Genomic DNA, 25758 nt, shown 5'->3' with positions numbered 1-25758 from the left:
CCGCCTTGTCCCCATTTCTTTCCGCGGCACCGATGCCACCCCTACCAGGAGACTACGATGACTCTTCCCGATATCTACGTTCCCGCCGGTTCCTCCGGCCACGGCAATTTCACCGTCGACATTGATCCCAGGCGCGCCGGCTGGGCCTTCTCTGGCCTGAGCGTCCTCGTCCTGACAGCGGGTGCCTCCCAGGTCGTCGAAACCGGCGAGGCCGAGCTCCTCGTCCTGCCTCTCGCAGGCGGTGCCACCGTCGAGGTTGACGGTCAGACCTTTGAGCTCGAAGGCCGACGCGGCGTCCTCTCCGGCGTCACCGATTACCTGTACGTGGGACGCGGCAAGACCCTGACCGTCACCTCTGCCCAAGGCGGCCGTTTCGCCTTGCCCTCCGCGATCGCCACCCGTGACATCCCCGTCGCCTACTACCCCAAGAGTCAGGTCCGCGTCGACCTGCGCGGTGCCGGCGACTGCTCGCGCCAGGTCAACAACTACTCCCTGGCCGTCGAGGGCGTCACCACCTCGCACCTGCTGGCCTGCGAGGTCATCACCCCCGGCGGTAACTGGTCCTCCTACCCGGCCCACAAGCACGAGCAGGACTCCGAGGACGAGCGTGAGCTCGAGGAGATCTACTACTTCGAAATCGAAGACGGCCCCGAGGGATCCAAGGGCTTTGGTCTGCACCGCACCTACGGCAGCCCCGGCCGCCCGATCGACCTATGCTGCGAGGTCCACGACGGCGATGTCGCCCTCGTGCCCCACGGGTATCACGGTCCCTGCGTCGCGGCCCCCGGCTACGACATGTACTACCTCAATGTCATGGCCGGCCCGAACGAGGATCTCGTGTGGCTGGCCCCCGACGATCCGGCGCACCACTGGATCCGCGCAACCTGGGAGAACCAGGAAGTGGACCCCCGTCTCCCCATGAACAAGTAAGGCAGCCCCGAAAGGACCACCCATGAGCAAAGAAGCCTACAAGGGAACCGTGCGCCTGACGGTCGCGCAGGCGATCATCCGATTCCTGTCCAACCAGTACACCGAGCGCGACGGCGTCGAACACCGCCTGATTGCTGGTGCCTTCGGCATCTTCGGACACGGCAACGTCGCCGGCATCGGACAGGCGCTGCTACAAAACGAGATCGCCCCTGCCGAGGGCGAGAACCCGATGCCCTACATCATGCCCCGAAACGAGCAGGGCGCCATTCACGCGGCCGCGGCCTTCGCCAAGACGACAAACCGCCTGCAGACCTGGATGACGACCGCGTCGATCGGGCCGGGCTCGCTGAACATGGTGACCGGCGCCGCGACGGCGACGACCAACCGCCTGCCCGTCCTCATCTTCCCCTCCGACCAGTTCGCGACCCGCATCCCGGACCCGGTCCTCCAGCAGCTCGAGGATCCGACCTCGCTTGACGTCACCGTCAATGACGCGTTCCGTCCCGTGTCGCGTTTCTTCGACCGTATCAACCGCCCCGAGCAGCTGATCCCCTCGCTGCTGAGCGGCATGCGCGTCCTGACCGACCCGGCCGAGACCGGTGCTGTGACGATCGCTCTGCCCCAGGACGTCCAGGCCGAGGCCTACGATTGGCCGGTCGAGTTCTTCTCCAAGCGCGTGTGGCACGTGCGCCGTCCCCCGGCCGAGCGCGCCGCCATTGAGCGTGCGGTCGCCAAGATCCGCGACGCCAAGCGTCCCCTCATCATCGCCGGCGGAGGTGTCATCTACTCCGAGGCCTCGGAGGAACTGCGTGCGTTCGCGGCCGCGACCGGCATCCCGGTCGCCGACACGCAGGCCGGTAAGGGTGCCATCAACTGCGACCACCCCTGCTCCGTGGGCGGTGTCGGTTCGACCGGCGGCGACTCGGGTAATCACCTGGCCGATAAGGCCGACCTGATCATTGGCGTGGGCACGCGCTACTCCGACTTTACGACGGCCTCGAAGACGCAGTTCAAGAACCCCGACGTCTCCTTCGTCAACATCAACATCACGCCCTTCGACGCTGCCAAGCAGAGCGCGGAGATGGTCGTGGCCGACGCCCGCGAGGCACTCGCGGCACTGACCGAGGAGCTGGCCGACTACCGCGTTGACGAGTCCTACACCGCCGAGATCGCCGCCGAGCGTGAGGCATGGGCCGCCAAGGTTGAGCAGTGCTACCACGTGGGCAACGCGCCGCTGCCCGCCCAGACCGAGGTGTTCGGCGCGCTCAATGAGCTCATGGGTGACGAGGACGTGGTCATCAACGCCGCCGGCTCGATGCCCGGCGACCTACAGGCCCTGTGGCAGGCGAAGACCCCCGTCCAGTACCACGTCGAATACGCCTTCTCCTGCATGGGCTACGAGGTTCCGGCCGCGATGGGCGTCAAGCTGGCGCGTCCACAGTCCGAGGTCGTTTCGATCGTCGGCGATGGCACCTATCAGATGCTTCCGATGGAGCTGGCCACGGTCGCCCAGGAGGGCATCAAGGTCATCTACGTCCTGCTGCAGAACTACGGCTTCGCCTCGATCGGCGCCCTGTCCGAGTCGCGCGGCTCCCAGCGCTTCGGCACGAAGTACCGCCAGCGCGGGCAGGGTTCGCACCTGGAGGATACGGACACAATCGCGGGCGTGGATATCGCTGCGAACGCCCGCTCGTGGGGCATTGACGTGCTCGAGGTCCACACGATCGAGGAGTTCAAGGAGGCCTACAAGACGGCCGCCGCCTCCGATCGTGCGACCATGATCCACATTGAGACCGACCTGATGGGCCCCAACCCGCCCGGATCCTCCTGGTGGGACGTGGCGATCTCGGAGGTGTCCGTGCTCGAGTCCACGCAGCGCGCCTACGAGGACTACCAGAACGATCGCAAGCCGCAGCGCCACTACCTGTGACGCGCGTGGTTCGTGAGGGGTGACCCCGGAGAAATCCGGGGTCACCCCGTTTCTGTTCGCGTGAGCGTCAGCCGCGTAGAGTCTTGTCTGCGCGGGTGAGGTCCGTGTGGGCGGGGTCCGTGTGGGTGGGGTGTCCCGTGCCTTGGGGGCAACGGCCGTGGCGACGCATGGTGGCCGTATGGGTCCGGCTTGCGTGGGTGCGTGTGCTGGTGTGTGCAGGTGTGGCTGTGTGCTGGTGTGTGTGAGTATGTGTGGATGCGACTGCCTGTCCGCGTGCGCACGCTAACCCGATAGGTGGAGCGTTAACCCCTTGTTCCGCACGCTAACCCGATGATCTGCACGTGGGCGGGCCTGCCCACGTGCGTGTTAAGGGGTTTGCGTGCGTGTTAAGGGGTGTGCGTGCGCGGGCCAGGCTCGGATGAGGAGTGCGTGGCGAGGCTCGGATGAGGATTGCGTGGCGAGGCTCGGATGTGGAGAACAGGGACGAGGCCGGTGTTGGGGGCACCAGCAGGCGGGCGCGGGTGTCCAATAGTCGGGACAAATGCGCTCCTCCGTGCGCTGCTAGGGCGTCTGTCGCGACATTGGTCCTACCCGCGTGCTACCATTTGTCCGAACAAAGTTGTTCCGCCATTCGTGGATGAATGGGAAGAAAGGTAAATCAATGACAATCAACATGTGGGTCAACGGCGAAGAGTATGTCGCTCACTGCGAGAAGACTATCGGCGTCGAGAATCCCGCCACCGGCAAGGTCGTCGACCAGCTGGCGCTGGCCGACAAGCATTGCCTCGACCACGTCGTCGAGATCGCCCGCAATGCACAGAAGGAATGGGGTCGCACCGCCCTGGCCAAGCGCGTGGACATCATGTTCAAGTTCCGTCAGCTCGTCATCGAGCATCAGGATGAGATCGCCGACGCCATTGTCCGTGAGGGTGGCAAGACCCACGGCGACGCCCTCGGCGAGATCGCCCGCGGTCGCGAGACTATCGATTTTGTCTGCGGCATCAACGCTGCCCTCAAGGGTGAGTTCACCGACCAGGCCTCGACCGGCGTGGACGTGCACACCCTGCGACAGCCCGTCGGCGTCGTCGCTGGTATCTGCCCCTTCAACTTCCCGGCGATGGTCCCCATGTGGATGCATCCGGTCGCCCTGGCCACCGGTAACGCTTTCGTTCTCAAGGTTGCCTCGGTCGTCCCCTCTGCCTCGCTGATCATAGCCCGTCTCTACAAGGAGGCCGGTCTGCCCGACGGCCTGTTCAACGTCATCGCCGGCGACCGCACCCTGGTCACCGACATCCTCACTCACCCCGGTATCGATGCCATCTCCTTTGTCGGCTCCACCCCGGTCGCTCACATCGTGCAGGACACGGGCGTGGCCCACGGCAAGCGCGTCCAGGCCCTGGGCGGCGCGAACAACCACGCGATCGTCATGCCCGACGCGGATGTTGAGTTTGCCGCGCAGCACATCAGCGCCGGTGCGTTTGGCGCGGCCGGCCAGCGCTGCATGGCTCTGCCCGTCATCGTCGCCGTCGGCGGCGTCGAGGAGAAGCTGGTTCCCGCGATCAAGGCTCGCGCCGAGAAGATCGTCGTTGGCCCCGGCACCGACCCTGCCTCCGAGATGGGGCCGGTCATTACCCGTTCCTCTCAGGAGCGCATCACCAAGTGGATCGACGAGGCCGAGGCCAAGGGTGCGAACATCGTGCTGGATGGTCGTGGCTACTGCCCCGAGGGCGAGGAATATGCGGACGGCTTCTGGCTGGCCCCCACGATTATCGACAATGTGGACCGCGACCTGAGCGTGTATTGCGAAGAGGTCTTCGGCCCGGTCCTCGTGGTCGTGCATGCCGACACCTATGAGGAGGCCATTGAGATCGTCAACTCCTCCGAGTTTGGCAACGGCTCCGCGATCTTCACCTCCGACGGCGACACCGCCCGCCACTTTGTTGTTGACGTCGAGGCCGGTATGGTCGGCGTCAACGTGCCGATCCCGGTCCCGGTCGCCTACTACTCCTTCGGTGGCTGGAAGGAGTCGCTGCTGGGTGACACTCACATCCACGGTCCCGAGGGTGTGCGCTTCTACACGAAGGCCAAGGTTGTCACGACCCGCTGGCCCAAGCGTGGCGAGAAGGTGGGCTACGTCGGCATGAACTTCCCGACGAACGCCTGAGCTTGACAAAGTTCCGAGGAGGGGTGGGCGCGCTGCGTCCACCCCTCCTCTTCATGTAGCTTCGTTAGAATAAAGGTATTTAAGTAGGCGGCTTCAAATGAGCTACAAATCGCGTGACTCTAAGTGAGTCAGCATAGTTTCGATGTTCGATTGAGTGTTTGTATGGTCAAATCTGAGACATGCTGAGTGTTTGACGACTGTCGAAAGGGGATAGTCGAGGAGCGCCCGGCCCGTCGGTACGCAAGGACGATGCTGTCAAACATTCAACGTCGAGATCCCAACGCTTCCATGATCGTGATCGAGATATTCTCGGTTCGAGATTGGAACTTGATCTGCCGCCAGGCCGACCGAGGGTGAAGCGCCCTTCATCCGCACAGCTCCAACGAAGAAGCAATAGGAGAATCACATGTCAAACGTTCCAACGATTGACGATTACACGCCCGATAGGGTGCGTGACCTCGTCGCGAGTACTCCGGCCTCCGGCAAGAAGCGCTCCCTGGGTGCCATCGCTGCCGTTGCGACGCTAGGCTCGCTTCTCTTCGGCTACGACACCGGCGTGATCGCGGGCGCTCTGCCCTACATGTACATGCCCGGCAATGCTGGCGGACTGCACATGACCACCTTCGAAGAAGGCTGGGTCGGAGGCCTGCTGTGCATCGGTGCCGCCGCCGGCGCATTCTTCGGTGGTCGCCTCTCCGACCGCTTTGGTCGTCGCCACAACATCACCCTGCTGGCCATCGTCTTCCTCTTCGGCGCCATCGGATGTGCGATCGCCCCGAACATCTGGGTTCTCTACCTGGCGCGCATCATCCTCGGCTTCGCCGTTGGTGGTGCCTCCGCGACGGTTCCCGTCTTCCTCGGAGAGACCGCGCCCAAGCGACTGCGCGGCGTCCTCGTCGCAACCGACCAGATGATGATCGTTTTCGGCCAGTTCATGGCCTTCTCCATGAACGCCGTCATCGCCCGCCTGCAGGGCGGCCCCACCGTCACGCTGACCGGCGACGCCGTCGATGCCTCTGGCAACGTGCTCGGCCATGCTGGTTCCTCGGTCGCCTGGGAGACCGTCCAGGCCGCCGTCAACATCGCCGAGGTCTCCGGCGCTGGTAACGGCCTCACCTGGCGCTACATGCTCATCCTGTGCTCTCTGCCCGCCATCGCCCTGTGGATCGGTATCCGCATGATGCCCGAGTCCTCCCGCTGGTACGCCGCCAACCTGCGCATCGTCGAGGCCGTCGGCTCCCTCAAGCGCGTTCGTGACGAGAAGAAGGACGACGTCGCGGGCGAGCTCAACGAGATGCTCGAGGTCCAGCGCGCCGAGTCCAAGCAGGAGAAGTGGTCGCTGTCCCAGATCCTCAAGGTCAAGTGGGCCCGCAAGCTGCTCTACATCGGAATCGTCCTGGGTATCGCCGACCAGCTGACCGGCATCAACACGGCCATGTACTACACGCCGAAGATCCTCAACGCCGCGGGCGTTCCCATGGAAGACGCCATTACCCTCAACGTCGTATCCGGCGGTATCTCCGCGATCGGCTCCGCCGTGGGCCTGTGGCTCGTCGCCCGCTTCGCCCGCCGTCACGTCGGCATGTACCAGGAGCTCGGCATCACGATCTCCCTGGCCGCCCTCTCCGCCGTGTTCGCGGTCTTCATCAGCCCCTACCTGGATGCTGACGGCAACATCTCCGGTGCCCCGAACTTCGCCCCGTGGCTGGTTCTCGGCATCGTCTGCCTCTTCGTGTTCATCAAGCAGTCCGGCACCGTGACCTGGGTTCTCGTCTCCGAGATCTACCCGGCCGCCATCCGTGGCACCGCCCTCGGCATCGCGGTTGGCACGCTGTGGCTCGCCAACGCCCTCGTGTCCGTCATCTTCCCGCCGCTCATGGCGACCGTCGGTGGCGCCGGCACGTACGCGATCTTCGCGGCCATCAACTTCCTGTCCTTCCTCTTCTACTGGAAGGTCGTCCCCGAGACGAAGTTCCACTCGCTGGAGGAGCTGGAGCTGAAGTTCCAGAAGGACTACTCCTGAGAACGAAAAGTCCACGTCCGTGTGTCCGGTGGGGAGGCCGTCCCACCGGGTACACCTGTTTGTTGAACGGATAGGAAGGGCGATGATGACACCGCAACAGGGAAGCATCCCGCTCAACTCGCCCGCCGGTTGGTTGTGGCGGGGCGTGCGTGAGCGCTGTCGGTCCCGCCCAGCGGACATTCCTTGGGGGAATGGCACCATTAGAACCCCGACACGCCGGCGACACGCCGGCAGTGAGTTCCTAATGCTGCAAAACCCCCATTGTTGTCCGATTGGATGGGCGTCAGTCCTGCGGGCTGGAGGTGGCTGTGGCACAGGTGGGTGGCGGCAGGGCCAGGGGTGAGTGGCCGCCCGACTGGTGGGTGGTGTGAGGCAGTCGTGGTACGGCCGTGGCTGCCCTGTGTGCCGGGGGCGATGGGGCGATCGTGCTGGATGTGGATAGGTTGTGACGTTGTGGATAGGTTAGGCGCATGCGGATAGGTCATTAACCTATCCGCATTGAAGTAACCTATCCGCGTTGCGATAACCTATCCGCACATGGTCGTCATGGCTTCGTTACGTGGGAAAACGTGGTTTCCGTGGTTGACCTGATGAGCGTGAGCGCTGTCGGTCCCGCCCAGCGGACATGCCGTGGGGGAATGGCACCATTAGAACCCCGACACGCCGGCGACACGCCGGCAGTGAGTTCCTAATGCTGCAAAACCCCCATTGTTGTCCGATTGGATGGGCGTCAGTCCTGCGGGCTGGAGGTGGCTGTGGCGCCGGTGGGTGGCGGCAGGGCCAGGGGTGAGTGGCCGCCCGACTGGTGGGTGGCGCGAGGCCTGCGGGGCCTGGCCGGGCTTCGAGACGACGCGCCGAGCGAAGCTCGCGGCGCGGGCGGCGAGCGGGCGGGCGGGCCTCGCGCCGCTCGGAGGTCTGGCGGTGGGGTCGGGTGGTACTAGCCGCGACCGGTGTACAGAGCAGCCACGGGTGACAAGACGTGCGTTCGCGGCGCGGGCGGTGAGCGGGCTGTGAGGTCACGCTATGAAACACGCTGGACGCGCATGGCAGCCCCGGGTGGGCTACTGGGTGCGAGCAGCTGCGGATACTTAGCGAGCCACGGCCTCGTCGATGACGGATGCGACCTCGCGGGCCACCGACGCCCACGTGAAGTGCTCACGTACGCGAGCCCCCACAGCTGCCGCGCACGACGCACGACGGAGCGGATCGGTTACCGCCTCACGCAACGCGGGGACGAGGGCCTGTGTCAGCTCGGCGGACGTGCGCCCGTCGACAATCCAGCCCAGAGCGGGGGAGGTGATGACCTCTTCGGTCCCGCCGCGCGGCGTGGCCACGATCGCGCAATCTCCTAAAGCAGCTTCGAGAATCGAAGTCGGTAAGCCTTCTGGATACATTGATGGGTAGACGAATATGTCCGAGCGGTGGTACAGGCTCATGACCGCAGAAAAATCCAGTTTCCCCAAGAAAGACACCGCTGGATCCGAACCGTAGCGCTCGTGCAGCTCCTCCTCGATAGGGCCAGAACCCGCCACGGCCAGACGCAACGCAACATCTGGAAGTTCGGCGCGGAGGAGCGCAAACGCGTCCAGTAGCGCGACGATGCCTTTTTCGGCAATGAGGCGACCCGCGTAGGAGATAACGATCTCGGAGTCGGAACCGCCGCGCGGCCACTCGCGCTCGTAGCGCTCGTCCGCCACTGCCGTGTCCTCTGGAGTCACCGCGTTGTACCAGACGCCAGAGGCCTCGATCCCGAAATGGCGCAGCCACTTGTTGCAGTTGCGCGACACCCCGTAGTAGGAAGTCACGTGCTTCTTCACGAAGTGGGTGAGGCCGTGTTCGTAGATGCCGCCGAAAAAATCCAACACCGGGTTTCCGACGCTCATGTGCGCGGTCCCGTGCTCAATGAGCGCTACCGGCCGCCCCAGGCGATGCGCCAGGCGCGCGCCGAGTAGGCTCGTCAGGTGGAAACGCGTATTGACGATATAAAAGTCTGCGTTCTCGGCCGCGACCGCCGCCATCGTCTCTTTGAAACGTTCGTCTCGCTTAAAGAACGGGTAGCGCTGTTTGAACAGTCCCTTGGTCGGCAGGCGGTAGATGCGAAGACCATCCCTCTCCTCGAAACGAGGCAGCGACTCGTCGTGCAGGGATGTGACGATGAAGATGTCATAGCCCAGCTCGCGCAGCTGCTCGCTCAGGCGATCCTGGTAGCGTTCGATTCCACCCAGGTAGGGCAGGAAAAACTCCATGAAGATCCCGACCTTGACGGGACGGTGGGTGCGATCAGTCATCGATGGACTCCGTTTCAATGGATCCGCGCGTGTGGGGAACGAGCATGAAGATGGTGAACAGAATGGCGAGCAGCCCCATGGTGGCCGCGTAGGCAAGGGAAGCGCCCATCATCGCGTGGGAGTTTGTGAGCAACGGTGCAATCACGTAGGCGGTCGCGCCTGCCGCCACGTACGCAACGAGCACGGCCCTCAGGCGGCGCATCGTCGCCAGCGCGTAGTAGAGAATGACGCCAGCAGCGTTGAGTGCACCCGCCAACACGAGCACCATCAGCTCGCCGACGTAGCCCGACACGTCCGTGCCGAACACGAGGGTCAGGAGGGGAGCGCCGATCACGTACGTCACCGTGGCGACGACAGCGAAGGCACCGGCGGTCGTCAGGAGGCCCCTGCGTACGATGGAGAAGAACTCGCCTTGCTTGCGCTCCGTCCAACGCATCGCCATGCGCGTGAGCAGGGGGCGGAACACAAACAGCGAGAGCATGTTGATCGCGACCGCTGGCATGTAGATGATTGCGAAGACCCCCAGCTCCTCGTCGCCGAGGGATGCGTGGATCGCGAAGCGTGGAGCGTTCGCCAAATACTGGTTGAGGAACGCAGCGATAAACAGGGGCAAGCACTCCCACAGGATCCCCGTGATTCCACGGATGTTAAGCGAGGGGAGCAACGAGAAAACGCCGCGTGCCGGCAGACCGTAGGCGACCACGAGTACCACGCATGTGAGCGCGAACGTCACGAGCGTAGACAACAGGAGATCTTGGGAGAACCAGTACAGGCCCGACCATAGGAACGTTGTGGTGAAGATGCGAGCGAAGCACGCCTTTCCGGCGATGTCGAGGCGGCCGGAGCGCTGGAACTCCGAGTAGTACACGTCCTCGAACGCGTCAAAGATACGCAGGAGGGCCATCGCCGCGATAACCGTGAACGCCGGGTATGGGTCGTGCGTCGACGCGTTCCACGAGTGGTAGGTGATGAGGGCGACCATGACCAGGCAGGTCAACAGGCGCGTCGACAGGTATGTGCCGAAGTCGAAGCGGCGCCGCACGTCCGTCACGTGGAAGGTGCGAACCTCGTACAGGCCCACCGTCTGGTACTGCTGGCCGATCGCCAGCGCCAGGGTGAACAGGCCATACTGGGCTCGCGCGAATGAATCAGTGGCGCCCGATCGCACGATGGCCACACCCATGATGACCACGGCCAGGCTCGACATGAGTGAGGCCGCCGTGTTCCACAGGTAGTCGCGTCCCAGCTGGCCGCGGGATTCCAGTGCCCCCTCGGTGGCCTCCACCGGTGCGTCGCCGGTGTCCGGCGTGTTCGGCAGGGACGAGGACGCGGGGTGTTTCTCGCTCACGAGCCGGTCTCCTTGGTGGCCTGGGGGCCCGGATCGTGGGGGCCGAATACGATGTGGAACGGTTCATGGGTGACGCGATCCTGCGGATCGGGAATGCGCATGTAGTCACCGTAGCCGCGCGTCAGGACTACGTCGTAGGAGGCTGGAATGCGCACGGTGATGTCTTCGAAGGGAGCGGAGAGTGCGGGGAAAAGCTCGGCCTCAGACGCGCTCCACCGGCGTGGATCTCGCGTCGAAAAATCGCCGTAGAGCGTCGTCCCGTCCGCGGCCTTCTGAGGGTTTTCGCGCCCCCTGAGGGCAGCGCTCTGCCAGCGGCGGTACAGGGCGGCCTCGTTGACGCGCAGCGCCCGCATCCCCCAGTGGGCGCAGGCCATCGCCGCTGAGGCCAGCTGGCGCGCGGGCGCGGGCAGGCCCGTCGGCGGGTTGGGGATGGAACGCAGGAACATGAGACGTGCCCACAGCCACGTGCCGCGCGACTGTGCACGGAAACGCGCCGGGTCATCTGCGATCTCGTCCAGGACGAACAGGTCGACGCCTATCGGCATGCGGAAGGAGCGGTCCTTCGCGACCTTCGAGACGAACTCCGAGCCCTTCAAGCCCAGCACGCCAAAGCTGATCGGATAGTCCGGGTGGGTGGCAGGCGAGGCGATAAAAAACTCGTCCCCGAGGAGAGCGGGGGCCTCGGCGATGAAACGTTCGTAATCCTCCCGCGGCATGCATACGTCCCCGTCGTCGTCCCACGGGATGAACCCCTTGTGTCGCACCGCCCCGATCGCTGTTCCTCCGTAGGCGACGTAGCGCAGATCGAGGAGGGCGCACACGCGGTCGATCTCGGCAAGGCAGCGCTTGGTGACGCGCTGAATGGCTGCCAGGGTTGCGGGGTCTGCTGCGCTCATCAGTTCTCCGATCGTCAGGGGACGAGGCCTACAGGGCCTCGGCGTAGCGGCCAAAGTCGATGACGGCGGCCTCGTGGTTGTAGCGCTTCTCCGGGGGAGGCAGCTGCATGTAGTCGCCGTATCCGCGGCGCAGCAGCGCGTCGTACTCGTTCTGGATCATGACCGTGATGTCTTCGAAGGGAACGTCGCGGGTGGGGAAGAACTCCTCCTCGCGCACGATCCAGTTCTGCGGGTCGCGCATCGTGAAGTCGGCGTACACGCCCGTGCCCGTGCCCTCGTAGCGGCGAACAGCGCGCTCCCAGCGGGCCTGCAGGCTCGCCGGCGTCGCGCGCACCGCTTTCAGGCCCAGGTGCGCGAGCGTCGTCGCCGAGAAGATCAGCGCCTTCTTCCACGCGGGCGTGTTGATCAGGTGGGGACGGGCCGTGCCCTGGAGGAACAACAGGCGACCCCACAGCCACGACTGGCGCGACATCTCCTGGAAGGCCTTCTCGTCGGCCGGGATCTCGTCCAGGGGCAGGATGTCCAGGAAGAAAGGCATCCGGTACTTCGAGTTCTTGTCTGCATCGGGAATCAACAGCGTTCCCGGCATGACCATCTTCGTGAACATGAAGGGGAAATCGTCGCGCGTGCGCGTGTTATCCAGGCGGAAACGCTCGTCCAGCAGGGCCGGCGCCTCGGCAAGGAAACGCTCGTAGTCGGCGCGCGTCATCATCACGTCGATGTCGTCGTCCCAGGGGATGAAGCCGCCGTGGCGGATCGCGCCGATCGCGGTGCCGCCGTAGATCGCATAGGACACTCCGATGCGGCGGCACACCCGGTCGAGCTCGGCCAGGATCAGCGTCAGCAGCTTCTGGACCTTACGCAGGTCGGTGTCGGGCGTCGTCATCAGTCCTCCGAATATGGCAGCGCGGGTGGGCGCAAGCGCGCCCACCCGCCATTGTCTCACGCCTGGGAGCTCGTGACCTTCTCCGTTCGCTTGGGAAGCAGGTCACCCCAGTTGGAGGTGGCCGCCAGGACCGTGCCCACCAGGATCACGACGCAGCACAGGACCTGCATGGGTGTCGGGATCGTTCCCTGCAACACCAGGGCAAAGATGATCGCCCACGCCGAGTAGGAAATGTTCAGGGCCATGCCTCGCGAGGCGCCGATGGCCGACAGGGCCTTGTAATAGAACAGGTACGAGGCCGTACCCGCCAGACCCGCCAGTGCCACCACGCCCGCCGACAGGTGAGCCAGCGAATGCAGTGTGAAACCGAAGACGCCAGCGATGGGAGCCACGATGAACAGGTACACGGCCGCCGAGGTCGTCTCGCGGATCTGGAGGGCCACCTCGTTATCGACGGCCTCGTCGCGCATGCCCCACGTGAGGATCACGGCCTCGGAACCCCAGCCGATGACGCAGGCCAGCGCGCCGACCACGCCGAGGATCGCGTTGCCGCCCTCGATCGGTTCGGACGTCGCCGACCAGCCCGTCGCAACGATCGCCGCGAGTGCGACCAGCAGGGCAACGATCTGGCGAGGCGCCATGCGTTCCTTCAAGAGAATGAACGCCAGCAGGGTGCCGAGCGCCGGGTAGAACGTCGAGATGATCGCCGTCAGGCCCGGGCCGATGTTGTCAATCGCGATGAGGTACCCGCTCATGCCGATCGGGCCGCCCAGGAGCGCCGCCACGATCACCGACTTACCCGGGCGGGTGCGCAGTGCCTTCGCGGTGTCCTTCAGGCGGCCGCGCAGACCCATGTAGACCAGCAGGATCAGCGCGCACGCGACGTCGTGCAGGACAGCCCCGGCGAGCGCCGACTGACCAAAGTCGAGGAACGGGGTCATGGCCAGTGCGATTGCCAGCACGACCGTGTCGAGGCCCCACAGGGCACCCGAGAAGAAGCCGTAGCGCTTGCCTCCGTGCTGAGTTTTCATGCCAGTTCACCTTCCGTGGAGATCTGAGTGCTCGAGGCTGCCTCGTAGGCTGCGAGCAGGGAATCGAGCGTGCGTGTCGCGTGCGAGTAGTAGATGTAGAGCCACTCGCCGACGTCGTCCCCCTCGGCCTCCTTGACCAGCGCCCACAGGTACCAGCACCAGCCGGCGAACACCTCGTAGGCGAAGAAGTGGCGCGCCTCGCGCTCGGAAGGGGCGTGGCCCAGGTAGTACTCGAGGGCGGCGGCCGCGCGCTCGCGGGTCATCTCCGGTGTGCACACGGTCATCGTGCCGAAGTCGGCTGCCATGTCCGACATGCCCGCATACTCCCAGTCGATGAGGCTGATGTTGCCATCGTTATCCACCAGGAAGTTCGGGGGGAAGAAGTCGTTGTGCGAGGGGACTTTATCGAAGCCGTCCGTGTCCGCGAAGGCCTTGAGGCGCAGGACCTTGTCGCGCAGCTCAAAGTAGCCGGGCACATCAATCGGCCCGAAGGTCTTCAGGAGGCCCTCGTAGCGCAAGCCCTCGGTGACAAAGTCGAAGGAGCGGTCCAGGATTCGACCGGAGGTGTGCAGCGCGCGGTCCATCTCCATGGCCGCCTTGAGCTCCTCGGGGCGGGTGACGTCCAGGTTGCGCACGTCGCGCACGAAGCGCGAGATCTTCCAGCCCGCCTCGGGGTCACCCGTGAGGAAGGTGTCGTCGATGCCGAGCTCGGCGGCGAGGCGCAGGCCGGCGAACTCCGCGCTGCGGTCCACGATCTTCTCCGTGCCGATGCCCGGGTGACGGTAGACGTACTCGTTGTCGCCCACGGCGAAGTGGCACGACAGGTTCGTGATGCCCTGCTTGAGCGGGTAGAAGTCGCGGATGTCGGCCTTTGTGCACCCCAGTGTGTCGACGATGTGGTCGAATACCTCGGAGTCCACGTTCTCCATGAACAGGGGGTCGAAACTGCGCAGCTCGTCGACCGAGTCGAACTCGTGGATGACGCCGTCCGGGTAGCGGTGGATCACCATGTCGAAGGACTTGATGTGGTCGAGGTAGATGGACTCCCACAGCTTCGAGACCGTCTCAGGCAGGTGGTAGACCTGCTCGAGGACCTTGCGGAACTGCGCGGAGAAGACGCGATCGAAGTAGACGTGGCCGAGCATGACCCACGCGTCGGAACCCCCCACGGTCGCGCCCGTGATGCGGTCGCCCGGCCCCGTCTTGATGCACCACTCGTCGGTGGGACCCTCGACGTAGTTCGCCGAGTAGTAGGACTTGTAGACGTAGGGCTCGAAGGGGTTGGAGGTGAAGTAGTCGTCCGAGGAGCACACGTATGTGTTGTCCAGGCGGTCCTTCACTCGCCACAGGGAGCCGTTGTTGTTGCGCGTGGCGTACTCGCGGTTGACGACGATGTCGACCCCGTACTTGTTGGCCAGGTAGAAGAAGTACTCCTTCTTGTATCCCACGACCAGCGCGATGTTGGTGACACCGGCTTCGTGGAGTTGACGGATCTGGCGTTCGACGAGGATGTCGCCGCGCACCTTGAGCGTACCCTTGGGGCGCTCGTAGCTGATGGGGGCGAAGCGTGAGGACAGGCCGGCGGCCATGATGACGGCGCCCGTGACGCGGTATGGCTCGAGTGCCTCGCGGCCCGCGTCGGTGATGGAGCGTTCGTCGATGTAGCCCGCTGCTTCGCACTCGCGGGTGGCAGTGTTGACGCGCCCCAGGCTCATGCCGGTGGCTTCCGAGAGTGCCCTTTGCGTCAGGGGTCTTGCGGACTTTGCCAGGGTCGTCAGGATGTTGAATTGGGGCTCGCTGAGCGTGCCGACGTTCGCCGAGGGCATGCGACCACCTTTCGTTCACAGGTTCATCTGGGTGCTACATGTTCGATCGTAGCACTGTTGTATGAAAATGTGAACAAATTGAGTGTGGGATGTTTATCGACGAGGCTCGGGCGACGTTTCGGGGGACTGAGACCCCAGGTAGCAGGCGATGCCGATAGCTACTGCTGCGGCAAGAGCGCCTGTGATCCACAATGTCATCGGGCCGATCGGAGCCGTCGGCCACCACCACTCGTTGCCCGCACTCAAGTTGCGCGTCGATAGGTCGATGGGCATTGCGTGAGGCGTGCGCCCGAACGCGTAGCGCTCGATGACCAGGTAGAGGGCACGGGCATTGGTGAGTGCCCACACGCCTGCGACGAGTCCGGCTACCGCGCGCCCGACCACGCCAGAGGGGATGCGGAAAAGCTCGCTGCCCATCCGCCGCCCCTCGCCGTCCGCGCGGGCTGGGGAGGGGGCAAGGAGCATGAGCAGGAAGACCGCGAACAGGGGCAGCATGTAGCGCGGCTGGTAGACGAGGACGTTGTTAAAGTGTCCGCGCATGCCGATCACCACGGGAACGCCCATGATCGCACCCGCCACCGTGACCGCCGACAGGGCCTTGCGCCAGGTCAACGAGCGCAGCGACCACAGTGCAACGGCGACGACCACGACGGAGGCACCGTAGGAGACCGTGCCCTGGTAGGACACGTCGTTCCACCCCGGCCCGAGCAGGTGACCGACGAAGCCACGCAGGTAGTTGGGAAGCGAGGACACGTTGAGCCACGCGATGTGCTTGAGCGAGTATTCCGCCAGCTCGTTCCCCGAACCCAGGTGCGAGGCCGCCACGTTCGTGCGTGCCATGACCCAGATGCCCACGACGGAGGCGACGCACGCGAGGATCGCCTCGGGAACAATGCGCTTACTCGCCGGAACCGCGAAGGCGAGGGCAACCGTCACGACGAACAGGAAGAACGCGCTGTCACCGCGCGACGTGCAGGCCAAGACCGCGCCCGCGACCGCGCAGGCAATGAGGCCGACGCGCCGCGCGCCGGCGCTGCGGGTCGCCGCCAATAGCCCCGCAGCGAACGCGAAGGTGCCCGTCATCGCCCACGACGAGGGGTTCATGCCCGCAATGAAGTAGAAGCCCATCGGCAGCCATGCCGCCGTCAGCGCGACGCCGATCGCGCGGCGTAGCCCAGAATCGGACAAAGCGATGATCCCGCCGACCAGGCCGATCGCCAGTAGCGTGTTGACTGCACGCAGCGCCAGCACTGCTCGGTTCGTCGAGTGCTGGACGAACAGGTGGGCGAACTGGTAGTACCCCCACGGGTAGTTCCCGTCATCCCATCGCACAGTCGGTGCCAGGACGTCATCCGAGGCGTTAAGAGAACACTGCGCGGAGTTGTTGTGGTCGAAGGCGTAGCACGTGACGTGCTCCTTGGCCAGCGACTGCGGCACCATAACGGCCTTTTCGCCGTCCTTGGTGGAAATCTGGCAGCCTGTCTCGTCCACCGGCGGAGGACACCACATGGAGCCGACGTGGTAATCCTCGTCCGGGGAAGCCCCGACCGGGGATGCAACGACCCACGCCAACGAGGCCGCAACGACTGCGACGACGAGCATGAACACGGCGATAAACGTGCGGCGCTGCGACACGGACGTGCGCATACGACTGCCTCCTTCGGTGCGGGGACTCACGCGTGGGCTGCGGCCCGGAACGCCTCAATATGAACGCTGGCCGCGCGGGCCCACGTGAACTCGTCCGCACGCGGAATTGCGGCGGATCCCAGCGCCTCGCGGCGAGCCGGGTCGTCCAGCAGATCCACCAGAGCCGAGGCGATCGAGTCGGGGTCGATGTCGCAGTAGGCCACGGCGTCACCGCCGACCTCCGGCAGAGAGGTCAGTCGAGTCGTCAGCGTCGCGGCACCGCAGCTCATGGCCTCCAGGACCGGCAGGCCGAAGCCCTCCGCGATCGAGGGGTAGGCCAGGATGACGCAGCCCGACAGGAAACCGGGCAGGTCCTCGAGGGGCAGGTATCCGGGACGCAGGACCGTCAGGTGTTCGGGCACCGAGGCCAGGGCCGGGTCGATGTCCTCGTCCCAGCCCTTACCTCCCGCCAGCACGAGGGCCGGAGGGTTTGGGCGATCGGAGACGGCCTTGACCCAGCCCCGCACGAGGTTCGGCACGTTCTTGCGGGGTTCCAGCGTCCCCAGGAAACCGATATAGTCGCGGCCCTCCAGCCCCAGGGAAGCCCTGACGCGCTCGCGTTCGGCATCCGAGACCGGGTGGAAGATCGAGCGATCCACGCCGTGGTAGGCCACGTAGAACTGCGAGGGGTCACCGCCCGCGTACTTGATGGTCTCGTCGCGCGTGGCCAGGGAGGGCACCACGAGGGCGTCCGCGCGCCGGATCGCGCGGCGGATCGCCGTGGTGAAAAAGCGCTGCTTGAGACGAGAATGCGCCTGCGGGTGCGAGAAGAACGTCGCGTCGTGCAACGTGATGACGACGGGCACGCCCGGGAACTGCGGGGACGTGTAGTGCGGGGAATGCAGCACGTCGGGGCGGACCTTGCGGATCAGCTTGGGCAGACCGGTCTGCTCCCAGGCCATGCGCGCCGGACGAGACTCGAAACGCTTGTCGATCGGGATGATGCGGGCCGAAGGCAGGCGCGTCGCGAAGTGCTCGGCATCGCGCTCCTGAACCGCCATCGTCAGGTCCACGCCCTGCTCGACCAGCTCCGGAACCAGGTCGTCCACGTAGCGGCCGACGCCGCCCAGGTCTGCGGGGATCGCGGTTCCGTCCAGAAGGACGCGGATCGGATGCGAGTGAGAAACGGAGTAGGCCACGATCATCCCCATTGGGTCGGGAGCAACAACTATTCCCCTTATCGTATGCCATTTTGCGGGCGCTCATACTTTTGCCTCGGCCCCAGCGCGCCCGTGAACTACCCTGGACGCATGAGCGTTAACGTTGGAATGGTCGTCGAACAACTGTGGCAGCCGGTGCCCGGAGGCTCCGGCCGGTACATTGTCGAGGTCGCCGCCCGCCTGGCAGATCAGGACGTGCGAGCCCTGGGCATCGCAGCGCGCCGCGGCAGGGGCGAACCCGCCCCCCACGAGGTTGGCATGACCATCCCGGTTCTTCACTCGGCCCTGCCTCGCCGCGCCCTGTACGCCGCGTGGGACCGACTGGGAACCCCGAGCGTCGACCGGATGCTCGGCGTCGGATCGGGCGGGGGAGCGCACGTCGTGCATGCGACCACCTGGGCAATCCCGCCGACCTCCCGCCCGCTGGTTGTCACCGTTCACGACGTTGCCTTCCTGCGCGATCCCGACCACTTCACGGCTCACGGATCCGCCTACTTCCACCGTGCCCTCGAGATCACGCGCGAGCGCGCCGAGGCGATCATCGTCCCATCCCAGGCCACCGCCGACGACTGCACCCGGGCCGGACTGGACGCCTCGCGCATCACCGTCATCCCGCACGGCCTGAGCCACACGCCCGTCACGCACGCGCAGGTGGAGGAGTTTCGCGCCCGCCACGGCCTGGCCCGCCCCTACATCCTGTGGGTCGGCACCCGCGAGCCCCGCAAGAACCTACCGACACTCCTGGCAGCCTACGAGCAGCTGCAGGGCGCCGACCTCGACCTCGTCCTCGTCGGACCCGCCGGGTGGGGATCCGACCCCACCGACGCGCCCCTGCCGCACGGGCGCGTCCACGTTCTCGGACGACTGGACGACACCGACCTGGCCTGCGCGTACGCGGGGGCCCGCGTCTTCACCTTCCCCTCAATCTGGGAAGGCTTCGGCCTGCCCGTCCTCGAGGCCATGGCGCACGGCACGCCCGTCGTGACCAGCGCGGACACCTGCATGGCGGAAATTACGCGCGACGACGCCGGCCTCCTCGTAGCGGCTACGGACGCCTCGGCCCTCGCCCAGGCCCTCGAGGCCGCCGCCGGAAGCGAGCACGACCGCCTCGCGGCCGCCGGTATCGAGCGTGCCCACGACTACACGTGGGAGGCTTCCGCCGCAGCCCACGCCGCCGTTTACGCCGAGCTGGCGGGTTCGCGATGAGGCAGCGCAGCGCCAGGGTCATCCTCGTCAACTGGAAGAACGCGCCCCTCACTCTGCGCGCCGCCCACTCGGTCGCCCCGCAGCTGGCGGAGCGCGACCATCTCGTCATCGTCGACAACGGATCCGGCGACGACTCGCTGACCGTCCTGCGTGACGGTCTCGAGGAACTCAGGGGGGCCGCCGAACCTGCGCGCGTGTCCCTCGTCAACGCGGGGACCAACGGCGGCTTCGGTGCCGGCGTCATGGCCGGAGCGGCCGGACTACGCGAAGACTGCGTCGTCCTGCTCAACAACGACGCAACTGTGCGCGACGGATTCCTCGACGCCCTCCTGGCGCCCCTGGGTGGGACCGTCGGCGCCACCACCGCGCTCATTCTCCTGACCGGCAGCTGGCGGCCCTCCACCCCCTCGGACACGGAGTTCCTCGTTGCCCGCGACGGCAGCCGCTGGACGCGCGTCGCCGATGGCGAGAGCGGCGGGCAGATCCTCATTAACTCCACCGGCAACGAGGTCGACGCCGCCGGTAACGGCTACGACCGCTCCTGGCTGGACCCCGCAGACTCCCCGCTGCCCGCCCCCGAGGTCTTCGGACTGTGCGGCGGCGCCTGCGCGATTGACGCCGACGCGTGGCGAGCCGTCGGGGGAGTGCGCACCGACCTGTTCATGTACTACGAGGACACGGACCTGTCCTACAAGCTGCGCGAGGCAGGCTACGAGGTGCGCTTCACAGCCGAAGCCGTCGTCGACCACGAGCACGCGGCCTCCTCCGGCACCTCCTCGCCCATGTTCCTACGGGTCAACGCGCGCAACCGCATCATCGTTGCCGCCCAGCACGCCCCCTGGGGCGTCGTCGTGCGCGCTGTCGCCCGTTCCATCGCCCGCGCCGCGCGCTCGGGCCTGCGCGGACCGGTCGCCCGAGGAGTCCTCCAGGGACTTATCGCCCTGCCTCGCGCCCTGCGCCACCGCACCGCCCCCCGCTTCTAGGCGCTCGCCTCCTCGCCGAGGCCGGAGCAGGCGGGTGCGTCGCGGCACACAAGTCGGGGCGGAGCTGCGCAGCGCCCCGGCCTTGATAGACTGACTGCCATGGTGAAGACTGTCCTCGTTACCGGAGCCGGCGGCTACATCGGCCGCCACATTGTTCACGCCCTGCTGGAGCGCGGCCTTGACGTCAGTGTCGTCGACTTCCGCCTCGACGGTGTCGACGAGCGGGCCCGCCGCATCGACACCCAGATTTTTAGCGGAGATGCTGACATCTACGACCAGCTCGGACGCCCCGACGCGGTCCTGCACCTCGCATGGCGCGACGGCTTCGTCCACAACTCGCCGGCCCACATCGAGGACCTGCCTGCCCACTACCGCTTCATCGAGAACCTCCTCGAGGGCGGATGCACCCACCTGGCCGTCATGGGCTCCATGCACGAGGTCGGCTACTGGGAGGGTGCCATCGACGAAAACTCCCCGTGCAACCCCGCATCCCTGTACGGCATCTCCAAGAACGCCCTGCGACAGATCACGATGCTGCTGGCCACCAAGCACGGCGCGACCGTGCAGTGGCTGCGCGGCTACTACATCGTCGGAGACGATGCGCACGGCTCCTCGATCTTTTCCAAGCTCCTGGCTGCCGCCCAGGAAGGCAAGAAGACCTTCCCCTTCACCACGGGCAAGAACCTCTACGACTTCATCTCCATTCAGGAGCTCGCCTACCAGATCGCTGCCGCCGTCTCCCAGGACGAGGTCGACGGCATCATCAACATCTGCAGCGGCGAACCCTTGAGCCTCGCTGACCGCGTCGAGGCCTATATCCGCGAGAACAAACTCGATATCACCCTCGAGTACGGGGCATTCCCGGATCGCCCCTATGACTCGCCCGGCGTGTGGGGTGACGCCACGAAGATTCGCCAGATCCTGGCAACCGTCGACGGCACGGGGGAGTAGAGCCGTGAAACGCGCAGGTATTTTCCTGTTCTTTGATCCCCAGGGCCTCGTCGACGATTACATCGTTGAATGCTTGACCTCGCTGCGCGAGTACCTCGACGAGATCCTCGTCGTGTCCAACTCTCCCTTGGATGACACCGCTCGCGCGCGCCTCCTCACGGGTGCCACCGAGGTTTTCGAGAGGGAGAACACCGGATTCGATGTGGGCGGATACCGCGACGGTATCGCCCGCTTCGGCTGGGATCGCCTCGGCCAGATCGACGAGCTGATCCTCTTCAACTACACCTTCTTCGCGCCCGTCAACCCGTGGAAGAACCTCTTCGACCGGGTGGAGGCCGCCGGTGCGGTCGACTTCTGGGGAATCACCGAACACGACGAGGTGCGCCCGCATCCCTTCCTGGCAGCCACCCGGATGCCCCGTCACATCCAGTCCCACTGGATCGCCGTGCGCAACCCGCTGCTCAGCTCCCCGGACTTTCGCAAGTACTGGGATGAAATGCCCCCGATCCGTTCCTACAACGACTCGATCCAGTGGCACGAATCGCGCTTCACCGAGTACTTCGGGAACCTCGGCTACACGCACGTCGTGGCATATCCGCGCGAGGACTACCCCTCGCGCAACCCCGTGTTCGATAACGCGTCGCTGCTCCTGGCTGACGGCTGTCCGATCCTCAAGCGTCGCAACCTCTTCCACGATCCGCTCTACCTGGACCGCCACGCCATCGTCGGCGCGGACATGCTGGAGCTGGCCGAGAAGGCGGGTTACGACACCGACCTGATCCTCACGAACCTCGCGCGTACCTCGCGTCCGCGTGACCTCGTGACGAACGCTGGCCTGACGACCGTCATCTCCCCGCGCGCCGACCAGGCCACCCTGGATGCTGCCGCCTCCCTCAAGGTCCTCGCGGTCGCGCACATCTTCTACGCGGATATGGCCGACGAGATCCTGGAGCGCCTGAGCGTCCTGCCCGAGGGATACCACCTGGTGGCCACGACCTCGAACGCACAGAACAAGGCGCTCATCGAGGCGCGAGCCCAGGAGCGAGGCGTGGACGCCGACGTGCGCGTCGTCTCATCCAACCGCGGCCGTGACATCGGCGCATTCCTCGTCGACTGCAACGACGTGCTCACTTCCGGCGAGTACGACATCGTCGTGAAGATTCACTCGAAGAAGTCCGTCCAGGACGACTACAACGCCGCCCAGCTTTTCAAGGAACACCTCTACGACAACCTGCTGGCCTCCTCCGATCACGTGGCCGGTATCCTCGCCGAGTTTGCCGCCCACCCGGGCATGGGCATGGCGATCGCGCCCATGCCGCACATGGGCTACCCCACGATGGGCCACGCCTGGTTCGCGAACCGCACCCCCGCCCGCGACTTCGCCAAGAAGGTCGGCATCACCGTCCCCTTCGACGATCACCAGCCGCTGGCACCATACGGCTCAATGTTCATCGCTCGCCCCGAGGCGCTATCCCTGCTGACCGGCGCCGGCCTCGTCCCCGAGGACTTCCCCGAGGAAGGCGGCTACAAGGACGGCTCCCTGGCACACGTCATCGAGCGTCTCCTGTCCTACGCGGTCCTGTCGCGCGGCTACTACGTGCGCCCCGTCATGACCCCGAAATGGGCGGGCGTGTACTACGGCTACCTCGAGTACAAGCTGGCCTCGACCTCGTCGATGATGCCCGCCTTCGCTATCGACCAGGTGCCCTTCCTCAAGGCGCGCATGGGTTCCGTCCCTAACCTGCTAGGTGCCGTCAAGACCAACATCATGATGCGTACCCCCGGACTGGGCAACGCCCTCAAACCCGCGTACCGAGCTGCGCGCGGCGCCGTCCATAAGATCCGAACCATGAAGGGTAAGCGATGAGCCTGGCCTCCACGATAAGGGCTGCGGCCCCCCACACGCCCCAGTCCGTCGCGCAGGCCTTCAACTCCAGGTCCAACTCGATCGGGTTTTTGCGCTGGCTGATGGCCTTCATGGTCATCTTCTCGCACGCCGGCCCGATCGCCGGTTTCTACGGCGGCGAGGACCTGGGCGTGCAGATCTCGAAGGAGCAGTCCATCGGTGGCGTCGCCGTCGCGGGTTTCTTCTTTTTCTCGGGCTTCCTCATCACGCGCTCGCGTATGGGGCGCGCGACGATCTGGCGCTACATGTGGCGCCGCGTCCTGCGTATTTTCCCCGCGTATTGGGCGGCCCTCCTCTTCACGGTGGCCATCCTCGCGCCGATCGCATACTGGCACACCTTCCACAACATCTCCGGCTACCTGCACCCGGCCACCGAGTCCCCGCTCACTTACTTCGTGAACAACATGTGGCTGAATCTGGGCCAGCGCAACATCGCCGGAATGGGCGAGAATCTGCCGTACTTCATCCTGCATGGCGCCCGCGACTGGAACGGCTCGGCCTGGACGCTCATCTACGAGTTCAAGGCGTACATCCTGGTCGCGATCCTTGGCCTGTTCGGGGCGCTCGCGAATCGCAAGGTGGGCGGCACCTTCGCGCTCGTATTGATCGCCCTCAACGCCCTGCAGTGGATGGGCGCGGGCCAGGTCTCCAACGTCAACTACCTGCTGCGTGACCCCTTCATGCTCATGTTCATGGGGCCTTTCGCCTTCGGCATGCTCTTCACCCTCTACGGCGACAAGATCCCCATGGACTCGCGCCTGGCATGGGGCGGCCTCATTTTCGGCGTCCTGTCCTACGCCTCGGGCGGTTGGAACATCGTCGGCCAGTACGGCTTCCTGTACTTCCTCATGTACCTGGCGATCCGCCTGCCCCTGCAGAACTGGGAGAAGCACGGCGACCTGTCCTACGGGATCTACATCTACGCGTGGCCGATCATGGCATTCGCCGCCTACTTCCACCTGCAGGATCGAGGCTGGATCGCCTACCACCTGACGGTCGTCGTGACCGTTCACATCCTGGCATACCTGTCGTGGCATCTCATCGAGAAGCCCGCGATGAGCCAGAAGAACTACCTGCCCGGTTGGATGGAAAGGCTCATCGAGCATTTCCGTCCCGCCTACGAGGCCGTGGCCCGCCGCATCGTCACGCCGGCCCTGTCCTCGACCAGGATCGCGACGGTCATGGAGGCCGAAGAGACGGCCGCCCGAGCCGAGGAGGAGAGCAAGTGAGCGACAAGAAGGCTGCCGGCCAGTTCAAGGAATCCGACTCGGGCCTGCGCGACGTTTCCTTCGACGAGGGCGTGCCCGCGGGCTCGTGGAAGCACCGCCTCCACTACGTGCCCCTCGCGGTTCTCCTCGCGGGCGCCTGCGCTGCCACCGGCGTGGGCACGTGGTACAAGGTCACCCACCCCGCACCACAGGCGCCCGCTCCGGCTGCCCAGGCATCGTCCTTCGCGCGCACCACGCCCCAGTCCCTTCCCGAGGTCTGTGCGCCCACCCCGCGCGCCGACGTGGGCCCGTGGACGCCCGGCGTGGCGGGCACCGGGGGATACCTGCCCACCGATGCCGCCCAGGCCTCGTTCGAACAGAGCATGACGGGCGTGACCACGTACGTGGAGGGCCGTGACGGCTACCTGTTCCTCTCCGATGTCTTTAACGCGAACTTCTCCCAGGCGCTCGGCCGCGTGCGCCCCACCCCCGACCAGGTGGGCGCGTGGGACCGCTACATGAGCGGCATCGAGACCGCCGCCAGCGCCCAGGGGGCGACCGCGCTCTTCATGCCCGCCCCGGCCACGTGGGACGTGTACTCCGACAAGTTGCCCCAGTGGGCCGACCCGCTGATGGGCACGACCTCCCTGGATCTCATGCGATCGGCGCTGCCCACCCACGCGTGGGTGGACGTGCGTGAGGGCCTGCGCGAGGCCCGCGAGGGGAGCGACGCTCCACTGTACTCGGCGGTGAACCCTCACTGGTCGCCCTACGCGGCGCACGTCGCCTGGAGTCAGACGCTGTCCTGCCTGGCCGCGGTCAACCCCGATCTCGCGAACCTGCCGTCCCTGTCGCCCTCCGGGGTGAGCGGCGCGGACGCCCCCAACGAGTACGAGGCCCTGGGTGCCCCCGCTCAGGTGGGCCCGTGGGCGGTTCCCACCTACGAGCAGGACCCGGGCAGCGTTCACCTGCTGCAGTTGGAGAACCGAGACGATCTGGCCGACGCCGCCGCGCGCCTGTCCGAGGCGACGGGAGCCCCCGAGGTGTCCCTGGCGAGCCCCGTCGACTTCCAGAATAAGCCGGCCCTCACCTTCAACCCGAACGGACGCGGCACTGCGCTCATCGTGCGCGACTCTCAGGGTAACAACCTGGGTCCCGACGTGGCCGCGACCTTCGAGTACACGATTCAGGTCGGCCACGGGCTCGACTCCGAGCAGCCGACGGACGTCGCGGCCCTCATCGAGGCCTACAAGCCCAGCGTCGTGATTGTGGAGTTCACGCAGCGGTACCTCGCGCTCGCGCCGGGGGCGGGCAAGTAAGATAGTTTTCCTGACCA

Annotated in this window: 18 protein-coding genes; 10 read left to right on the top strand and 8 right to left on the bottom strand. The window is 65.7% G+C overall.

Annotated features, from left to right (window positions below):
- Positions 1-57: 57 nt before the first annotated feature.
- From iolB to RDV55_RS02110, 4 genes are all read left to right on the top strand, one after another.
- On the top strand, positions 58-930 hold the full coding sequence (gene iolB / locus RDV55_RS02125) for a 5-deoxy-glucuronate isomerase (protein ID WP_111822757.1): 873 nt from the start codon (positions 58-60) through the stop codon (positions 928-930).
- A gap of 22 nt (positions 931-952) precedes the next feature.
- Positions 953-2860 (top strand): 3D-(3,5/4)-trihydroxycyclohexane-1,2-dione acylhydrolase (decyclizing), encoded by a 1908-nt coding sequence (gene iolD, locus RDV55_RS02120; RefSeq protein ID WP_111822758.1) that lies wholly within the window; start codon positions 953-955, stop codon positions 2858-2860.
- A 661-nt stretch (positions 2861-3521) separates the two neighbouring features.
- Entirely contained in the window at positions 3522-5024 is a 1503-nt protein-coding gene (locus RDV55_RS02115) for a CoA-acylating methylmalonate-semialdehyde dehydrogenase (protein ID WP_111822759.1), read from the top strand.
- 406 nt (positions 5025-5430) lie between these two features.
- Complete coding sequence (locus tag RDV55_RS02110) at positions 5431-7047, top strand: MFS transporter (RefSeq protein WP_111822760.1); 1617 nt, start codon at positions 5431-5433, stop codon at positions 7045-7047.
- Positions 7048-8135: 1088 nt separating this feature from the next.
- Here RDV55_RS02110 and RDV55_RS02105 read toward each other — a convergent pair.
- From RDV55_RS02105 to RDV55_RS02070, 8 genes are all read right to left on the bottom strand, one after another.
- On the bottom strand, positions 8136-9335 hold the full coding sequence (locus RDV55_RS02105; RefSeq protein ID WP_111822761.1) for a glycosyltransferase family 4 protein: 1200 nt from the start codon (positions 9333-9335) through the stop codon (positions 8136-8138).
- Positions 9328-10683 carry a lipopolysaccharide biosynthesis protein gene (locus RDV55_RS02100; protein ID WP_111822762.1) on the bottom strand — a complete coding sequence of 452 codons (1356 nt, stop codon included), beginning with the start codon at positions 10681-10683 and terminating at the stop codon, positions 9328-9330. Before RDV55_RS02100 ends, RDV55_RS02105 begins: the two co-directional genes overlap by 8 nt.
- A complete protein-coding gene (locus RDV55_RS02095; RefSeq protein WP_111822763.1) occupies positions 10680-11579 on the bottom strand; it encodes a LicD family protein in 900 nt (299 codons plus the stop codon). The genes RDV55_RS02100 and RDV55_RS02095 overlap by 4 nt, the downstream gene beginning before the upstream one ends.
- Positions 11580-11607: 28 nt before the next feature.
- A complete protein-coding gene (locus tag RDV55_RS02090; RefSeq protein ID WP_111822764.1) occupies positions 11608-12465 on the bottom strand; it encodes a LicD family protein in 858 nt (285 codons plus the stop codon).
- 56 nt (positions 12466-12521) lie between these two features.
- A complete protein-coding gene (locus RDV55_RS02085; protein ID WP_111822765.1) occupies positions 12522-13496 on the bottom strand; it encodes a DMT family transporter in 975 nt (324 codons plus the stop codon).
- The gene (locus tag RDV55_RS02080) at positions 13493-15322 is read right to left on the bottom strand and encodes a phosphotransferase (RefSeq protein ID WP_111822766.1); all 1830 of its coding nucleotides are present in this window, start codon (positions 15320-15322) and stop codon (positions 13493-13495) included. The genes RDV55_RS02085 and RDV55_RS02080 overlap by 4 nt, the downstream gene beginning before the upstream one ends.
- 93 nt (positions 15323-15415) lie before the next feature.
- A complete protein-coding gene (locus RDV55_RS02075; protein ID WP_111822767.1) occupies positions 15416-16969 on the bottom strand; it encodes a DUF2142 domain-containing protein in 1554 nt (517 codons plus the stop codon).
- 26 nt (positions 16970-16995) lie between these two features.
- On the bottom strand, positions 16996-18159 hold the full coding sequence (locus RDV55_RS02070; RefSeq protein ID WP_111822768.1) for a glycosyltransferase family 4 protein: 1164 nt from the start codon (positions 18157-18159) through the stop codon (positions 16996-16998).
- Between the two features lie 99 nt (positions 18160-18258).
- Here RDV55_RS02070 and RDV55_RS02065 point away from each other — a divergent pair, with 99 nt between their 5' ends.
- The 6 genes from RDV55_RS02065 (at position 18259) to RDV55_RS02040 (ending at position 25741) form a co-directional block, all read left to right on the top strand.
- Complete coding sequence (locus RDV55_RS02065; protein ID WP_245907605.1) at positions 18259-19374, top strand: glycosyltransferase family 4 protein; 1116 nt, start codon at positions 18259-18261, stop codon at positions 19372-19374.
- Positions 19371-20357 carry a glycosyltransferase family 2 protein gene (locus tag RDV55_RS02060; protein ID WP_111822770.1) on the top strand — a complete coding sequence of 329 codons (987 nt, stop codon included), beginning with the start codon at positions 19371-19373 and terminating at the stop codon, positions 20355-20357. The genes RDV55_RS02065 and RDV55_RS02060 overlap by 4 nt, the downstream gene beginning before the upstream one ends.
- A 99-nt stretch (positions 20358-20456) precedes the next feature.
- Positions 20457-21308, top strand: a complete 852-nt coding sequence (locus tag RDV55_RS02055) for an NAD-dependent epimerase/dehydratase family protein (RefSeq protein WP_111822771.1) — start codon at positions 20457-20459, stop codon at positions 21306-21308.
- 4 nt (positions 21309-21312) lie between these two features.
- Complete coding sequence (locus tag RDV55_RS02050) at positions 21313-23175, top strand: rhamnan synthesis F family protein (protein ID WP_111822772.1); 1863 nt, start codon at positions 21313-21315, stop codon at positions 23173-23175.
- The gene (locus RDV55_RS02045; protein WP_111822773.1) at positions 23172-24443 is read left to right on the top strand and encodes an acyltransferase family protein; all 1272 of its coding nucleotides are present in this window, start codon (positions 23172-23174) and stop codon (positions 24441-24443) included. Before RDV55_RS02050 ends, RDV55_RS02045 begins: the two co-directional genes overlap by 4 nt.
- Positions 24440-25741, top strand: coding sequence for an alginate O-acetyltransferase AlgX-related protein (locus RDV55_RS02040; RefSeq protein WP_111822774.1), 1302 nt, complete (start codon positions 24440-24442; stop codon positions 25739-25741). Before RDV55_RS02045 ends, RDV55_RS02040 begins: the two co-directional genes overlap by 4 nt.
- Positions 25742-25758 lie beyond the last annotated feature (17 nt).

Origin of the sequence: Schaalia odontolytica (assembly GCF_031191545.1) — a bacterium.
Lineage (GTDB): Bacteria > Actinomycetota > Actinomycetes > Actinomycetales > Actinomycetaceae > Pauljensenia > Pauljensenia odontolytica.
This window is presented reverse-complemented; position numbering and strand designations above follow the sequence as displayed.

Bases quoted from the DNA above. Each gene is read 5' to 3' on its own strand.
- RDV55_RS02060 (WP_111822770.1), top strand. From the start codon at position 19,371: ATGAGGCAGCGCAGCGCCAGGGTCATCCTCGTCAACTGGAAGAACGCG.
- RDV55_RS02080 (WP_111822766.1), bottom strand. From the start codon at position 15,322: ATGCCCTCGGCGAACGTCGGCACGCTCAGCGAGCCCCAATTCAACATC.
- iolB (WP_111822757.1), top strand. From the start codon at position 58: ATGACTCTTCCCGATATCTACGTTCCCGCCGGTTCCTCCGGCCACGGC.
- RDV55_RS02085 (WP_111822765.1), bottom strand. From the start codon at position 13,496: ATGAAAACTCAGCACGGAGGCAAGCGCTACGGCTTCTTCTCGGGTGCC.
- RDV55_RS02095 (WP_111822763.1), bottom strand. From the start codon at position 11,579: ATGAGCGCAGCAGACCCCGCAACCCTGGCAGCCATTCAGCGCGTCACC.
- RDV55_RS02090 (WP_111822764.1), bottom strand. From the start codon at position 12,465: ATGACGACGCCCGACACCGACCTGCGTAAGGTCCAGAAGCTGCTGACG.
- RDV55_RS02110 (WP_111822760.1), top strand. From the start codon at position 5,431: ATGTCAAACGTTCCAACGATTGACGATTACACGCCCGATAGGGTGCGT.
- RDV55_RS02105 (WP_111822761.1), bottom strand. From the start codon at position 9,335: ATGACTGATCGCACCCACCGTCCCGTCAAGGTCGGGATCTTCATGGAG.
- RDV55_RS02115 (WP_111822759.1), top strand. From the start codon at position 3,522: ATGACAATCAACATGTGGGTCAACGGCGAAGAGTATGTCGCTCACTGC.
- RDV55_RS02065 (WP_245907605.1), top strand. From the start codon at position 18,259: ATGAGCGTTAACGTTGGAATGGTCGTCGAACAACTGTGGCAGCCGGTG.
- RDV55_RS02075 (WP_111822767.1), bottom strand. From the start codon at position 16,969: ATGCGCACGTCCGTGTCGCAGCGCCGCACGTTTATCGCCGTGTTCATG.
- RDV55_RS02070 (WP_111822768.1), bottom strand. From the start codon at position 18,159: ATGGGGATGATCGTGGCCTACTCCGTTTCTCACTCGCATCCGATCCGC.
- RDV55_RS02055 (WP_111822771.1), top strand. From the start codon at position 20,457: ATGGTGAAGACTGTCCTCGTTACCGGAGCCGGCGGCTACATCGGCCGC.
- RDV55_RS02045 (WP_111822773.1), top strand. From the start codon at position 23,172: ATGAGCCTGGCCTCCACGATAAGGGCTGCGGCCCCCCACACGCCCCAG.
- iolD (WP_111822758.1), top strand. From the start codon at position 953: ATGAGCAAAGAAGCCTACAAGGGAACCGTGCGCCTGACGGTCGCGCAG.